Source organism: Stenotrophomonas sp. LST15-1-1.1 (assembly GCF_040815575.1).
GTDB lineage: Bacteria > Pseudomonadota > Gammaproteobacteria > Xanthomonadales > Xanthomonadaceae > Stenotrophomonas > Stenotrophomonas lactitubi_B.
This window is the reverse complement of record NZ_JBFPNJ010000029.1, coordinates 258,485-274,728: the sequence shown is the minus strand read 5'-3', so window position 1 is coordinate 274,728 and position 16,244 is coordinate 258,485. Positions and strand designations below refer to the sequence as shown.

Below are 16,244 nucleotides of genomic sequence, written 5' to 3'. Positions count from 1 at the left end.
ACTGCCCTGGCTGGCCCACCAGGGTTGCCGTGCCACGCCCCTTTGGCGCTCACTGCTCGACGTGCCGATGGAGTTGCCCACCGGCACGTTGTTGCGCACTTACCAGCCGAAGCCGGCACCAACGCCGACCGAGCTGTCATCACTGCTGAAGGCACCACCGATGGTGACCGTGGCGCGATCACTGATTGCACGCTGGTAGCCCAGCGACATGGCCGACTCGCCGCCCTGGAAACCGATGCCGACGCCGACCCGGTTCTGGGTACGGATGCCTGCGGCGCTGGTGGCCATGTTGAGCATCGCCGAGCTCATCGCGCCCTGGCGGTCGATGCGGCGATCCATGTGGCGCAGGCGTCCATCCACTTCGCCCTTGAACACATCGAAGCTGTCGCTGACCGCCTGCACGCGGCTGTCGGTGTAGCTGTTGGCGGTGGTGATGCCACGATCCAGCTGGCCCTTGTTGACCGCATCGGTTGCAGTGGTACCGGCGGCCACGTTGGTGACCTGGCGTTCGTTGCCCTCGCTGCCGACCGAGACGGTGTTGGCGCGATCGGCAACCGAGCCCTGGCCCAGTGCCACCGCATTGGCCGCCGTTGCACTCGCGCCCTGGCCGACAGCAGTGGACGATGCACCACTGGCGACAGCCCCATCACCCATTGCGACGGCGTTGACCCCACCGCCTGCGACCAGTGCCGGCTGTGCATTGCCTGCGCTGGCTGCGGTCGGTGTGCCCTGCACACGGGCCGTTGCCGATCCGCTGTCAGCCAGGCTCGCATCGGTAGCCGAAGCCATGGCCGCGCCGGCCGCATCTGCGTCCAGCGGAGCGGCCATCGAACGCAGGCTGGCCGCGCCGGAACGCGTGCCGCTGGCGGTGCGACGATCGATCTCGCTGACCTTGCGGTCCAGTGCGCCCAGCGCGTCGCCGACGTTGCTGTAGGTGGAGCCCTGGATCACATAGTTCGGCGCAACGAACACTCCCTGCATGCCGACACTGGCACCGCCGCCGAGGAAGCTGGCGGCATCGCTGAGCGACTGGAACAGCTGCCCACCGTTGATCGCCTGGCGGCTGCCGGAAGCGATGCTGCCGGCGCCGACGTTGTCGATGGTGGTGCCCTGGATCCCGCCAAGCGTCAGGCGGTCACGACTGGCGTCGTCGTAGCCGACCGAACTGGCCGCGCTGGTTTCAACGGTGGCGATGCGCGAGTCGAAATCACCGACCCGGGTTTCCACCGCACCCACGCGCTGGTTGGTGACGTTGAGCTGTGAACCGGTCACGGCATCGCTGCTGCCGGCGGCGATGCGGCCATCGGCGACGTTGACGATACGGCGCCGGGCCGGGCCGTTTGTGCCGTTGCCGCCACCGACCGACACCACGTTGGCCTCCAGGGCGGTCGCGCCCGTACCCAGAGCCACCGAGTTGACGCCGGTCGCACCGGCGTTGGCACCCATGGCAATCGCACCGCTGGCGGGCACCGTGGCGTTGCTGCCCAACGCGATGCTGCGTGCGCCGACGGCAGTGGCAGTCGAACCCATCGCCACCGAATCAGTGCCCACTGCGCTCGCGGTTCCACTGCCGTTACCACGGAAGTAGCGGTTGGTGGTGTTGGCTGTATAGGCGACCACATCCAGCTGCCCGCGATTGACGGCATCGTCCCACTCGGTGCCGTTGGCGACGTTGGTGATCTGCCGGTTCAAGCCGACGTTGCCCACCGACACGGTGTAGGCACGGTCGGCGACCGAGCCGCCACCCAAGGCGACGCTATTGGCCCCGTTAGCCTGGGCGCTGACACCGAGGGCCGTTCCGTTACCGCCCACGGCCTTGGCGCCATAGCCCACCGCGGTACCGAGACGGCCACTGGCCTCGGCGTAGGCACCGATCGCCGAAGCGCCGTCCGCCGTTGCGGTGGCACGGAAGCCACTGGCCTGCGACTGCGTGCCGCTGGCGGTGGACTGCGCGCCGCTGGCGGTGCTGTAGGCACCCTTGGCCTGTGCACCGGCGCCTGTGGCACTGGCGCCGAGCTCGCTGGCGGCGGCACCACTGCCCAGCGCCACGCTGTCCACGCCGGTGGCCTGTGCCGCGTTGCCCAGCGCCGCGCCGTTGGCGCCGCTGGCCAGCGCATTGAAGCCCACCGCAGTGGCGTTGGCCGCGACCGCGGTGGCACCGCTGCCGAGCGCGCTGGCGCCGTTGCCGATCGCATTGGCCGCTTCACCCGCGGCCAGCGCGTTGTCACCTTCGACGTACGCCCCGGCATCGCTGTCGGCACTGCCGCTGGCCTGGAAGTGCTTGCTGGTCTTGTCGGCGACACTGGCCACGGCATCCAGCTGGCCCTTGTTCACCGCATCGGTGGTCTCGGTGCCGGCGGCAACGTGGGCGACTTGGCGTTCGTTGCCTGCGCTGCCGACGGCCACCGTGTTGGCACGGTCCGCCTTCGAACCCGCACCGAGCGCGACGCTGTTGGCAGCGCTGGCCGTCGCGCTGGCACCCAGAGCGGTGCTGTCAGCCGCATCGGCCCACGCATTCCAGCCAATTGCGGTGGCGTAGTCGTCGGTGGCCCAGGCACCGGCACCGAAGGCCGCTGCACCGGTACCGCTGGCACGCGACGGGATCAGGCCAAAGAAGGTGCTGCCACCGATGGCAACACTCTCTGCGCCACTGGCTTCGCTGGATTGACCGACGGCGACCGCACCGCTGCCTGCTGCTGCTGCACCGAAGCCGACAGCCGTGGTGTTGGCACCGGTCGCGGCCGAGCCGTAACCCAGCGCGGTGCCGAGGCGTCCGCTGGCTTCGCTGTAGCCACCGATGGCGGTGGTGCCATCGGCCGAGGCTGCACTGCGGAAACCACTGGCCAGCGATTGCGCACCGCTGGCGACAGCCTCCGCACCGTTGGCCGTGCTGTAGACGCCGCTGGCCTGTGCTGCGGTGCCGGTGGCAGTAGCGCTGATGCCACTGGCCACCGCGCTGTTGCCGAGTGCGGCGCTGTCTTCGCCGGTGGCCTGTGCGTTGCTGCCCACCGCGGCCGCATTGCTGCCCGTCGCCAGCGTGTTGAAGCCGACGGCGGTCGCGTTCGCGGCCACGGCCGTGGCGCCACTGCCGAGCGCGGTGGCGCCGTTGCCGATCGCATTGGCCGCTTCACCGGCAGCCAGTGCGTTGTCGCCTTCCACGTAGGCACCGGCATCGCTGTCGGCGCTGCCGCTGGCCTGGAAGTACTTGCTGGTCTTGTCCGCCGTGGCAGCGACGGCATCGAGCTGGTTCTTGTTGACCGCATCGGTGCCTTCGGTGCCCGCGGCGACGTGCGTCACCTGGCGTTCGCTGCCGGCACTGCCGACGGCCACCGTGTTGTCACGGTCGGCCTTGGAGCCTGCGCCCAGGGCCACGCTGTTGGCGCCGTTGGCGGTAGCGCTGGCACCGAGCGCAGTCGACTCGGCACCATCGGCCCACGAGTTCCAGCCGATGGCAGTGGCGTAGTCGTCGGTGGCCCAGGCACCGGCGCCGAACGCCGCTGCGCCGTAGCCACTGGCACGCGACGGCACCAGGCCGAAGAAGGTGCTGCCACCGATGGCCACGCTCTCATCGCCGCTGGCTTCGCTGGAATCGCCCATGGCCACCGAGCTGGCGCCCGACGCCGCAGCGAACACACCGGCAGCGGTGCTGTTGGCACCGCTGGCCACGGTGCCATAGCCCAGCGCCGAGCCGAGGCGACCGCTGGCTTCGCTGTAGCCGCCCACCGCCGTGGTGCCGTCTGCAGAGGCTGCCGAACGGAAGCCACTGGCCAGCGACTGCGCACCGCTGGCGACCGCTTCGGCACCGTTGGCGGTGCTGTACACCGCCGTCGCCTGCGCGCCTGCACCGGTCGCGGTGGTGCTGGTTTCGCTGGCCACCGCGCCGCTGCCCAGGGCAGCGCTGTCTTCACCGGTCGCCTGCGCGTTGTTGCCCACTGCAGCCGCATTGCCGCCGCTGGCCAGGCTGTTGAAGCCCACCGCCGTGGCGTTCGCTGCTACCGCCGTTGCACCACTGCCAAGTGCGGTGGCGCCGGTGCCGATCGCATTGGCCGCTTCACCGGCAGCCAGCGCGCTGTCGCCTTCCACGTAGGCACCGGCATCGCTGTCGGCACTGCCACTGGCCTGGAAGTACTTGCTGGTCTTGGCCCCTTCGGCGGCCACTGCGTCCAGCTGATCCTTGTTCACTGCATCGGTACCCTGGGTACCCGCTGCCACGTTGGTGATCTGGCGCGTGTTGCCGCCACCACCGACCGACACGGTGTTGTCGCGGTCGGCAATCGAATCGGCACCCAGCGCCACGCTGTTGGCACCGCGCGATTCCGCCGCATTGCCCAGCGCGGTGCTGTTGGTGCCCGGCGCATAGGCGCCGCCACCGACCGCGGTGGAGTAGTCGCCGGATGCTTCGGTCGCCAGCAGGCCGAACAACGAACCACCGACGGCCACGGCATTGGTGCCGGTAGCCAGGCTGCCCTGGCCGGTGGCGGTGCTGTAGGCACCGGATGCTTCCGAATCGCCGCCGAGCGCCACGCTGTTGGAGCCGGAGGCGTTGGCGAAGTTGCCGAAGGCAGTGGCGTTGAATGCCGATGCGTTGGCATAACCACCGATGGCCGTGCTGTAGCCGCCGGTCGCTTCGGCGCCGATGCCGAACGCCGCCGACGCGGTGCCGCTGGCCACGCTTTCACTGCCGACCGCCGTGGCGGCCTCACCGCTGGCATTGCTGAAGTAGCCCACCGCCACGGCTTCTTCGCCGCTGGCCTCGGACAACACGCCGGTGGCGGTGCTGCCGGCGCCGCTGGCCACCGAGGCCGCACCGAAGGCGGCACTCTGCTCGCCGCTGGCTTCGCTCTCGGCACCGTGTGCGGTGGCGTATTCGCCGGTCGCCTGTGCATTGGCACCGATGGCGCTGGCATTGGCTGCAGTGGCCAGGGCATTGAAGCCGATGGCCTGTGCATTGCTGGCCAGCGCATTGGCGCCACTGCCCAGCGCGGTTGCACCATTGCCGATGGCGTTGGCCGATTCACCGGCGGCCAGCGCGTTGTCACCTTCCACGTAGGCGCCGGCATCGCTGTCGGCGCTGCCACTGGCCTGGAAGTACTTGCTGGTGGTCGCCGCACTGGCTGCAACCGCATCGAGCTGCGACTTGTTCACCGCATCGGTAGCCTGGGTACCGGCCGCCACACTAGTGATCTGCCGCTCGTTGCCGGCGCTGCCCACCGACACGCTGCGGTCACGGCTGGCCACCGAACCGGCGCCCAGCGCAACCGCGTTGTTGCCACTGGCCGTGCTGCCCGCGCCGAGGGCGATCGCGCTTTCACCGCCAGCCACCGTGTTGGTGCCGATGGCGATGCTGTTGATGCTGTTGCCCAGCGCCTGGAAGCCCAGCGCAACGCTGTTGTCGCCGTAGCTGAAGGCGCCGCGGCCGACGGCGGTGGAACTGGTGCCGTTGGCCCAGCTGTTGTAGCCGATGGAGGTCGCGCCGTTGGCACTGGCCCATGCCGCCGGACCGAACGCCGAGGCATTGCGGCCGGTAGCCCAGGCACCGGCACCAAAGGCAGTGGCACCTTCTTCGCTGGCGGTGCTGTAACCACCCACGGCGGTGCTGTCGTCGGACTTGGCAAAGGCGCTGTCACCGATGGCGACGGCATAGCTGCCGGTAGCGCGCGACTTGCCGCCTGCCGCGAAGCTGTTGTCGCCGGTGGCCTGTGCTGCATTGCCGAAAGCGCTGCTGCTGGCACCGGTCGCCTGCGCGGCGTTGCCGACGGCGGTTGAACCGGCCGACGCGGTGGTGCCGACCTGCACCGGGTTGCCCTGGTCATCCAGCAAGGGCTGGTTGTATTCGTCGTACGCCTGGCCCAGGCCGCCCACGGCTACTGCACCGTCACCGTCGGCGAGGGTATTGCGGCCCAGTGCCACGCTGTCGGCGCCGATGGCCGCAGCGCCTGCACCTTGTGCCACCGCGCCGGCACCGATGGCGTTGCTGGCCGAACCCGCCGCGACCGCCCCCTCACCTTCTGCATGGGCACCGGCATCGCTGCCGCTTTCCGGCTGCGCCTGGAAGAAGCGTGCGGTGCTGTCGGCGGTGTTGGCCACGGCATCGAGCTGGGCCTTGTTCACCGCATCGGTGGCCTGGGTACCGGCAGCGACGCTGACGATCTGGCGCTCGTTGCCATTGGTGCCGACCGCAACGGTATTGGCGCGGTTGGAGCCGGAGTAGGCGCCAAGCGCCACGCTGTTTTCGGCGCCAGCGGTGGCGTAATAGCCAATTGCGGTGCTGTCCTTGCCAACGGCCCAGGTCTGCGCGCCCAGCGCGGTGGCGCTGTCACTGGCCGCGTAGGCGAAGTAGCCCAGTGCAACGGACTCTGCGCCTGCTGCTTCGGTAAAGCTGCCGTTGGCGAGCGAGCGATCTCCGCTGGCGACGGCGCCGCCGCCGACGGCGGTCGAGGAAACGCCGCTGGCCCGGGTCTGCACGAACAGTCCCATGCCCGGGACGATGTCGGCGGGTCCACCGATGGCGACACTGCCAGCGCCGGTTGCGCTGCTCTGCGTCCCCAGTGCGGTGGCGTTGCTGCCACTGGCAGTGGCTGCAGTGCCGAACGCAGCGCTGCCCTGACCCGAGGCCAAAGCGTTGCTGCCGACGGCACTGGCACCCTGCGCAACGGCAACGGCACCTGCACCAAGGGCGGTGGTGCCGTTGCCCAGCGCGCTGGCCGCTTCGCCGGCTGCCAGGGCATCGTCCCCCTCTGCGAGCGCACCGGCGTCACTGTTGCGGCTGCCGGTCGCCTGGAAGTGTTTGGCCGTGGCATTGGCCACACCGGCGAGGTTCTTCAACTGGCCGAGATTGACGGCGTCGGTGTCCTGGGTACCCGCGGCCACGCTGGTGATCTGGCGCTCATTGCCGGCACTGCCGACCGCTACGCTGTTGGCGCGTACTGCTTCGGAATTCGCACCGAGGGCAACGCTGTTCTCACCGCGCGCGGTGGCGTAGTAACCGACAGCCGTGCTCTGTGCACCACTGGCCCAGGTCTGCGCACCCAGCGCGCTGGCGTTCTCACCCGGTGCATAGGCGAAGTAGCCCACGGCGACCGATTCGGTACCGGAGGCTTCGGTCAGGCTGCCATTGGCCACGGCATGGTCGCCGCTGGCGATCGCACCGGCACCGACCGCCGTGGCCGCTTCACCACTGGCCTGGGTCTGCACGAAGAAGCCCAGGCCCGGGATCAGATCGGCCGGGCCACCAATGGCCACGCTGCTGGTGCCGGTAGCGTTGCTCTGCGTACCGACGGCCGTGGAGTAATCGCCGATGGCATTGGAGACCGCGCCGAACGCCGACGACTGCGCACCTGCCGCATAGGCACCCACGCCGTACGCCGAGGCGGCGAAACCGCCGGCATCGGCGCTGGCGCCGACAGCAGTACCACCGACTCCGGCGCTGGTGGCGCCGGTCTCTACCGGCACGCCACCACTGGTGATCAGCGGATTGCCATCGGCATCCACCGCAGCACCGCCGACGGCGACGCTGCCCGGACCGACTGCCTGCGCGTTGTTGCCGAAGGCCGCACTGTTCTGGCCCGACGCCAGCGCGTTGTTGCCGACCGCCGTGGCGTTCTGCGCGACAGCGGTTGCACCTGCACCGACGGCGGTCGTGCCGTTGCCGATCGCATTGGCGGCTTCGCCAGCGGCGAGTGCGTCATCTCCCTCGGCCAATGCACCGGCATCGCTGTTGCTGCTGCCGGTGGCCTGGAAACGCTTTGCGGTCGTATCGGCTACTGCCGCCACGTCCTTCAACTGGCCGACGTTGACCGCGTCGGTATCTTCGGTACCTGCGGCAACACTGGTGATCTGCCGGGTCAGGCCGTAGTCGACCGCACCCACCGACACGGTATCCACGCGATCGGCCAGCGAGCCGGCGCCAAGCGCCACGCTGCCGGTAGCCACGGCGGCCGAATTGGAGCCCAGTGCGGCGCTGTACTCGCCCACCGCCGTGCTGAACGCACCGACGGCAATCGACGCTTCGTTGGCAGCAGTCGCGCCGCGGCCCAGCGAAGTGCTGCCGGGGCCCATCGCCACCGCGCCTGCACCCACTGCCGTCGCGCCATCGGCGCTGGCTTCGGACAGCGCGCCCAATGCAGTGGCTGCGCCGTTCTCGCTGGCGGCCACGGCGCTCGCGCCAACCGCTGTGTCACCAAGGCCGAATGCGGCCGCGCTCTGCCCGACCACCACGCTGGCATCACCGAAGGCGAGCGCGTTCTGGCCGAAGGCGCTGGCACCGACGCCCGCAGCAATCGCCTGGGTGCCGACCGCAGTGGTGGCGTTGGCCAGCGACTGGCTGCCACTGCCCACGGCAATCGCGCCATCGCCATCGATCTTCGCCGCGTCGCTGTCGTCACCCGCGCCATCGGCCTTGAAATAACGGCTGCCCTCGGCCGCCGCCTGCGCAAGTGCAGCCTGCGTGGCGCGTGCCTGTGCATCCAGCTGGGCCTTGTTCACTGCATCGGTGGCGGCGGTACCGGCGGCGACGTTGGTCACCTGCCGTTCCTTGCCGGCATCACCGACAGAGACGGTGTTGGCGCGCGCGGCCTTGGAACCTGCGCCCAGCGCCACGCTGTTGGCGCCGGTGGCACTGGTACCGGCACCGATCGCCACCGCGTTGCTGCCCTTGGCGCTGGCAGTGCCATCGACCGCGCACTTGTCCACCACTTTGCTGTTGAGCACCACGCAGTTCGCGCTGCCGCCAATCTCGACCGACTGCGCCGAAGCGATGCCGGTCATGCCCAATCCCATTGCCAAGGCCAACGCTGCGGCCAGTCGTGCCGGCGCGGCATCCGTCGCACTGCGGCGCTGGTCGACGACCGCGCCTGATGAGCTGGAAGAGGCCAGTTCCGAGGCCACCACCAACTGACCCAATGCTTTGTTCCAGACCTTGCGATAAATCCGATTCATCGGTACGGCTCCTGATTGGACTGGTTTTGGGCAAAGCAACGCCACCGCCGAACCTTCGTGGTTCAACGTCCCCTGGGGGCGTTATTCGCGTGATTTACTGCGGGGTATTGCCGAACGGCGCGCAGGGACAGAAAACCGAGCGCATGCGCCGTGCGGTTACTGCGGGATGAACAGATTTGAAACGGGCGTCAAGTGTTAACGGCATCTTTGCGAATCGTCAAGAGTTTGACGCAGCAAAAGCCATTGCCGTGAAGCAGTTCACTGTTTCACTTGTTTATGTACGTATTTTGTTAGGCGTACGTGAGGGAATCCTCACATATGAAAACGTATGTAACTGATGGTCAGCACAGGAATTTCCGTATTCAAAAAGAAAAACCCGCCGGTTTCCCGGCGGGTTTCCATACGCGATGGCATCGTCAGCTGCGCAACGCGTGTGCGATCAACCGCACCACACCCGTGCGTTGCGGAACATGCGCATCCACGGTGAATCGCCCTGCCACTCGGACGGGGCCCAGCTCAGGTTGAGCGCGCGCGGGCTGCGCTCCGGGTGCGGCATCATGATGGTCACCCGGCCGTCGGTGCTGGTCAGGCCGGTGATGCCGTCGGGCGAGCCGTTCGGATTCAGCGGGTACTGGCTGGCGACGTTGCCGTTGCCATCGATGTAGCGCAACGCGACACGGGCCGTGGCCTGGTCGACGGCGTTGTCGAACACCGCCTGGCCTTCGCCATGTGCCACCGCCACCGGCAGGCGCGAACCGGCCATGCCACGCAGCAGGATCGACGGCGACTCCACCACCTCCAGCAGCGCGGTGCGGGCTTCGAACTGCTCGCTGGCGTTGCGGCGGAACTGCGGCCAGTGCTCGGCACCGGGAATGATGTCCTTCAGCTGGCTCATCATCTGGCAGCCGTTGCACACGCCCAGGGCGAAGCTGTCCTCGCGCGCGAAGAACGCGGCGAAGGCATCGCGCAGCGCAGTGCGCTCGAGGATCGAGGTCGCCCAGCCACGGCCGGCACCGAGCACGTCGCCGTAGCTGAAGCCGCCGCAGGCGACCAGGCCGGTGAAGTCCTGCAGCGCCACGCGGCCTTCGATGAGGTCGCTCATGTGCACGTCAAATGCCCGGAAGCCAGCACGTTCGAAGGCGTTGGCCATTTCAATCTGGCCGTTGACGCCCTGTTCGCGCAGGATCGCAACACGCGGACGCGCCCCGGTCTGCACGAACGGCGCGGCGACATCCTCATTGAGGTCGAAGCTCAGCTTCGGCTTCAGGCCCGGCGCGGTGAAGGCGCGGGCGATCTCGCGCTCGGCATCGGCGTTGGCCGGATTGTCGCGGCGCTTCTGCATGGCGTGGGTGACCGACCACCAGGCGTCGAACAACGCTTCCCAGCGCCATTCGGCCAGCGAATCACCACCCAGCGACACCCGCACCACCGGCGCGGTGGTCGGCTTGGCGATGCGCTGTGCGCACTCGGTCAGCGCGTGGCGCTCGACCAGATCGGCGAACGCGGCGCGGTCTTCGCGGGCGATCTGCACCACCGCGCCCAGCTCTTCATTGAACAGGCTGCGGAACGGATCATCGCCCCAGGCGTCGAGGGTGATGTCCAGGCCCAGGCGCGAGGTGAAGGCCATTTCGCACAGCGCGGCGAAGGCACCACCGTCGCTGCGGTCGTGGTACGCGCGCAGCAGGCCGGCCTGGCGTGCATCGCGGATCAGCTCGAAGAAGCCACGCAGGCGCTGCGGGTCGTCCAGGTCCGGGGCGGCACCGGCGAAGGCCGGCAGGTCGCCGTGGTCGGCGTGCACCTGGGCCAGGATCGAACCGCCCAGGCGCTGCTTGCCGGCACCGAGGCCGATCAACCACAGCTCGCTGTCGATATCGCGGTCCAGCAGCGGGGTCAGCTGCTGGCGTGCATCGGCCACCGGCGCGAACGCGGTGATCACCAGCGACACCGGCGACACGCTCTTGTGCGCCTCGCCCTGGTCGTGCCACTGCGCCTGCATCGACAGCGAGTCCTTGCCCACCGGGATGCTGATGTCCAGCTGCGGGCACAGTTCCATGCCCACCGCCTTCACCGCGTCGTACAGCAGCGCGTCTTCACCCGGGTGGCCGGCAGCGGCCATCCAGTTCGCCGACAGCTTGATTTCATCCAGCGCATCGACCGGGGCCGCGCACAGGTTGGTCAGTGCTTCGCCCACGGCCATGCGGGCCGAGGCAGCCGCGTCCAGCAGCGCCAGCGGCGTGCGTTCGCCCAGGGCCATCGCCTCGCCGGCCACGCCGTCGAAATCGGCCAGGGTGATCGCCACGTCGGCCACCGGCAGCTGCCACGGGCCAACCATCTGCTCGCGCGCGGTCAGGCCGCCGACGCTGCGGTCGCCGATGGTGACCAGGAAGTTCTTGGAGGCCACGGTCGGGTGCGCGAGCACGCGCAGACCGGCTTCCTGCAGATCCAGGCCACCGGTCTTCAGCGCCGGCCAGCGCGGTGTCGGCGGGTGCGCGGTATCGCGGTGCATCTTCGGCGGCTTGCCGAACAGCACGTCCATCGGCAGGTCGATCGGCGCATCGGCCGGAATGTTGCCCGGCACGGCGCCATAGGCCACCACCAGGTGTTCGGCTGCGGTGGCGACACCGACCGCAGCGAACGGGCAGCGCTCGCGCGCGCACAGCGCGGCGAATTCAGCCAAGCGCTCCTGCGCCACACCGAGCACGTAGCGCTCCTGCGACTCGTTGCACCACAGCTGCATCGGCGACAGTGACGGATCGTCGGTGGGCACCTTGCCCAGGTCGATGATGCCGCCCACGCCGGAATCGTGCAGCAGTTCGGGAATGGCGTTGGACAGGCCACCGGCACCGACGTCATGGAAGAACTTGATCGGGTTGTTGGTCCCCATCGCCACGCAGCGGTCGATGACCTCCTGGCAGCGACGCTCCATTTCCGGGTTGTCGCGCTGCACGCTGGCGAAGTCCAGGTCCTCGGCGCTTTCACCGGAGGCGACCGAACTGGCAGCACCGCCGCCGAGGCCGATCAGCATCGCCGGGCCGCCGAGCACGATCACGGCATCGCCGTCCTGCAGCAGGATCTTGTCGACCTGCACGCGATCGATGGCGCCAAGGCCACCGGCCAGCATGATCGGCTTGTCGTAGGCGCGCACCAGGTCGGCGCCTTCCGGCAGTTCGAAGCTGCGGAAGTAGCCGAGCAGGGCCGGCCGACCAAATTCATTGTTGAACGCAGCGCCGCCGAGCGGGCCGTCGGTCATGATTTCCAGCGCCGGCGCCATGCGCGGGTTCAGCGCGCGCGGCGCTTCCCACGGCTGCGGCAGCTCGGGGATACGCAGGTGCGAGACCGAGAAACCGCTCAGGCCGGCCTTCGGCTTGCCGCCACGACCGGTTGCACCTTCGTCGCGGATTTCACCACCGGCGCCGGTCGACGCACCCGGGAACGGCGCGATCGCGGTCGGGTGGTTGTGCGTTTCCACCTTGATCTGGAACGCGCTGGGCACCTGCGGTTCGCGGCGGTACTCGCCGCTGGCCGGGTCCGGACGATAGCGCGAGGCCGGATGGCCTTCGATCACCGCCGCGTTGTCGCTGTACGCGCTGAGCGTGTGCTGCGGGGTCTGCTGGTGGGTGTTCTTGATCATCCGGAACAGCGAGCGGTCCTGCTCCTGGCCGTCGATGGTCCAGCTGGCATTGAAGATCTTGTGCCGGCAGTGCTCGGAATTGGCCTGCGCGAACATCATCAGTTCCACGTCCGACGGCGACCGGCCCAGCGCGGTGAAGCGTTCGCGCAGGTAGTCGATCTCGTCCTGCGCCATGGCCAGGCCGAGGCGCTGGTTGGCGGCCTCCAGCTGGTCCACCGGTACGCGCTCCAGTTCGCCACGGGCGGGGGTCGAGAACAGGGACTGGCCCTGATCGACGGTCTCCAGCACCGACTGCGTCATCGGGTCGTGCAGCACCTTGACCAGCGCCTGCTGGGCGGCTGCATCGGCCGGCCATCCCTGCACGTCGATGCGCAGGCCTCGCTCGACCCGGCTCACCGGCTGGCCGGCACCGCGGACCAGTTCGCTGGCCTTGCTCGACCACGGCGACAGCGTGCCCAGGCGCGGCACCACGATGCGGCTGACCGCACCGTCAGCGACCGCCTCGGACTGCGGGCGGGCTTCCAGGATGCGGCACAGGGTATCGACGTCGGGGGCGGCAGTGCCCTCGGCCTGCACGAAGTAGACGTGCCAGGCACCGCTGATGCGCAGGGAGGGCGCGATGGACTGCAGGCGGGATTCAAGACGTTCGCGGCGGAACGGCGACAGGGCGGGCGCGCCCTCGAGGACCATCATGTCCGGGGAACCGTAGTTGGGAAACGGGCCCGACATTGTACCGGAAGCGGGGGGAGGCTTCGGCCGGGCGGCGCCCGGCACCCGCAGAGGCCAGAGCCAGAGCCATAGCCGAAGCAACGGCAACGGCCAAAGCAATAGCGGGCAATCCGTGGGATGGCGGGGCGGGTCCGGTGGCGGGGGACGCCGTAGACCCGTCCCTGGGGGCTTGGCCGCGGCATCCATGCCGCGGACACCCCCGCCACCGGACCCACCCTGCCTTCGACAGATCTCCGCGATCTGTTGGTAGATCCACGCCATGCGTGGATGCTCCTTGGTTACCGGCCGCTGGCCGGCAACCACAGGAATGTCTGGAATCAAACGCCTGAGAGCGAAGCGATCGGCGTTTGATTTTGATTTCTTGTTCGTCTTTCGTGGCTGGCGCCGCAGGAACCTGTCCGTGGCCGGGTGGGTGGGCTGCGCAGGGGCGTAAGCGCCATGGATGGCGCGCCCGAGCCTACATGGACGTATTCACGGCGCCCCCTGCGCAGCCCACCCACCCGGCCAACCCCCAGAAATCCGCTGTAAACGACCAACCCCAACCACGAGGGGGCTCCGCCGATGGCTGCCGACCGCGCGCCAGCGCCGCGCTCGCCCAGATCGCCGAACCATGCGCTCGCTCACGGATTGACCACGCAATTGATGACAACGTTGTCCCCACCTGGAGCCGGACTCTCTCCCCGGCCCACCAGGTACCTCCGTCCGCCCCCTCCGTCGCCTTCCCGGGCGATGTCCGGACCCTGCGTTACGTGCGGCGCCGTCGTGGCCCGTGCGCCAACCATCGATCGGAGACACACCATGTACGACCCGCTTGTGCAGAGTGCCGATGTACGCAGTGCCCGCCCTTCCCTTCATCGCTGTCGCCCGCGCCGTCTGGCCTGGCTGCTGGCCCTCGCCGGGGCCGTTGCCCTGCCCGGCCTGGCCCAGGCCGCCAGCTGTGCCGGCGTGGCCGAATGGGACCAGGCCAAGATCTACCGGAGTGGCGATACCCTGCAGAAAGGAGGCGTCCTCTACCGGGCGAACCAGGACATCTGGAACGCGCCGCCGGACCATCCGGCCGGTGCGCCCTACTACACCAACCTCGGCGCCTGCGACGGCAGCGGCGCCAACCAGCCGCCGGTGGTCAGCCTGACCTCGCCGGCCAACGGCGCCACCTTCAGCGCCGGCAGCACGGTCAACGTGACCGCCAATGCCAGTGATGCGGACGGCAGCGTCAGCAAAGTCGAGTTCTTCCGCGATGGCAGTTCGCTGGGCGTCGACACCAGCGCGCCCTACAGCGCCAGCTGGGCCAACGCCAGCGCCGGCAGCCACACCCTGCGCGCCGTCGCCACCGACAACAACAATGCCACCGCCAGCACCGCGACCATCACCATCACCGTCAACGCGGCCAGCGGCGATACCACCGCGCCCAGCGTGCCCGGCGGCCTGGCCGTGGGTACCCGCACCGCCAACAGCATCGCACTGAGCTGGAGCCCGTCCACCGACAACACCGGTGGCAGCGGCCTGGCCGGCTACGACGTGTACCGCAACGGCAGCCTGGTCGGTTCACCGTCCAGCGCCAGCTATGTCGATGGCGGGCTGACCGCCTCCACCAGCTACAGCTACCGTGTGCGCGCCCGCGACAACGCCGGCAATGCCTCCGCACAGGGCACGGCGGTGACCGCCAGCACCCTGGCCGGCGACGGTGGCACCACCGGCAAGCGGGTCATCGGCTACTTCACCCAGTGGGGCATCTACGGCCGCAACTACCGGGTCAAGAACATCGACAGCAGCGGTTCGGCCGCGCGCCTGACCCACATCAACTACGCCTTCGGCAACGTGCGCAACAACCGCTGCGAAGTCGGCATCACCCAGGCGTCGGACCCGAACAGTGGTGCCGGTGGCGATGCCTTCGCCGACTACACCAAGGCCTTCGGTGCCGGCGAAAGCGTGAGCGGCAGCGCCGATACCTGGGACCAGCCGCTGCGCGGCAACTGGAACCAGCTCAAGCAGCTCAAGGCCAAGTACCCCGGCATGAAGGTGCTGATCTCGCTGGGTGGCTGGACCTGGTCGCGTGGCTTCTCCAGCGCAGCGCAACCGGCCAACCGCCAGGCCTTCGTCGCCTCGTGCATCGACGCCTACATCAAGGGCAACCTGCCGGTGACCGACGGTGCCGGTGGCCCGGGTGCGGCGCTGGGCGTGTTCGACGGCATCGACATCGACTGGGAATACCCGGTGGCCTGCGGTATCGCCTGCGGCACGCCCGAGGACAATGCCAACTTCACCGCGCTGATGGCCGAGTTCCGTCGCCAGCTCGATGCGGTGCGTCCGGGCCTGCTGCTGACGGTGGCGGTCGGCGCTGGCATCGACAAGATCCGCGTCACCGATCCGGCCGCGTACCACCCGTACCTGGACTACATCAACGTGATGACCTACGACTTCCACGGCGCGTGGGATGCGAAGACCAATCACCAGTCGGCACTGTTCGATTCGCCGAGTGATCCGTCCACCGGCGACCAGAAGCTGTACAACAGCAACGACGCCATCGAGGCCTTCATCAGCCGCGGTGTTCCCGCCGCCAAGCTCAACCTGGGCATCGGTTACTACGGGCGTGGCTGGACCGGCGTGAGCAACGCCAACAACGGCCTGTACCAGAGCGCCACCGGTGCGGCACCCGGCACGTATGAAGCCGGCATCGAAGACTGGAAGGTGCTGAAGAACCTGGCGTGGCAGGGCTACACCGACAATACCGCCGGTGCCACCTGGATCTACAACGGCAGCACGCTGTGGAGCTTCGACACCCCGGCCAACATCACCCGCAAGATGGGCTACGTAAAGACCCAGGGACTGGGCGGTGCGTTCGTCTGGGAGTTCAGCGGCGACGACGCGCAGGGCACGCTGACCAAGGCGGTCAGTGATGGCTTGAAATAAGCAGACAACCGGGGATGCGACTGGCATCCCCGGTTTC

At 68.7% G+C, this 16,244-nt stretch carries 3 protein-coding genes; 1 reads left to right on the top strand and 2 read right to left on the bottom strand.

The genetic code is table 11. The features are described from left to right. Nucleotides 1-99 precede the first annotated feature (99 nt). Entirely contained in the window at nucleotides 100-8,937 is an 8,838-nt protein-coding gene (locus MRBLST15_RS13845) for an ESPR-type extended signal peptide-containing protein (RefSeq protein WP_367786297.1), read from the bottom strand. Nucleotides 8,938-9,376: 439 nt separating this feature from the next. Continuing rightward, the gene (gene purL, locus MRBLST15_RS13840) at nucleotides 9,377-13,261 is read right to left on the bottom strand and encodes a phosphoribosylformylglycinamidine synthase (protein ID WP_367786295.1); all 3,885 of its coding nucleotides are present in this window, start codon (nucleotides 13,259-13,261) and stop codon (nucleotides 9,377-9,379) included. Between the two features lie 834 nt (nucleotides 13,262-14,095). Here purL and MRBLST15_RS13835 point away from each other — a divergent pair. Beyond that, nucleotides 14,096-16,207: a glycosyl hydrolase family 18 protein gene (locus tag MRBLST15_RS13835; RefSeq protein ID WP_367786293.1), complete on the top strand. Its 2,112-nt coding sequence runs from the start codon at nucleotides 14,096-14,098 to the stop codon at nucleotides 16,205-16,207. The last annotated feature ends 37 nt before the right edge of the window (nucleotides 16,208-16,244 follow it).

What these genes read in the sequence shown, in the direction of transcription:
- purL (WP_367786295.1), bottom strand. Translation starts at nt 13,261, where the DNA reads ATGATGGTCCTCGAGGGCGCGCCCGCCCTGTCGCCGTTCCGCCGCGAA.
- MRBLST15_RS13835 (WP_367786293.1), top strand. Translation starts at nt 14,096, where the DNA reads ATGTACGACCCGCTTGTGCAGAGTGCCGATGTACGCAGTGCCCGCCCT.
- MRBLST15_RS13845 (WP_367786297.1), bottom strand. Translation starts at nt 8,937, where the DNA reads ATGAATCGGATTTATCGCAAGGTCTGGAACAAAGCATTGGGTCAGTTG.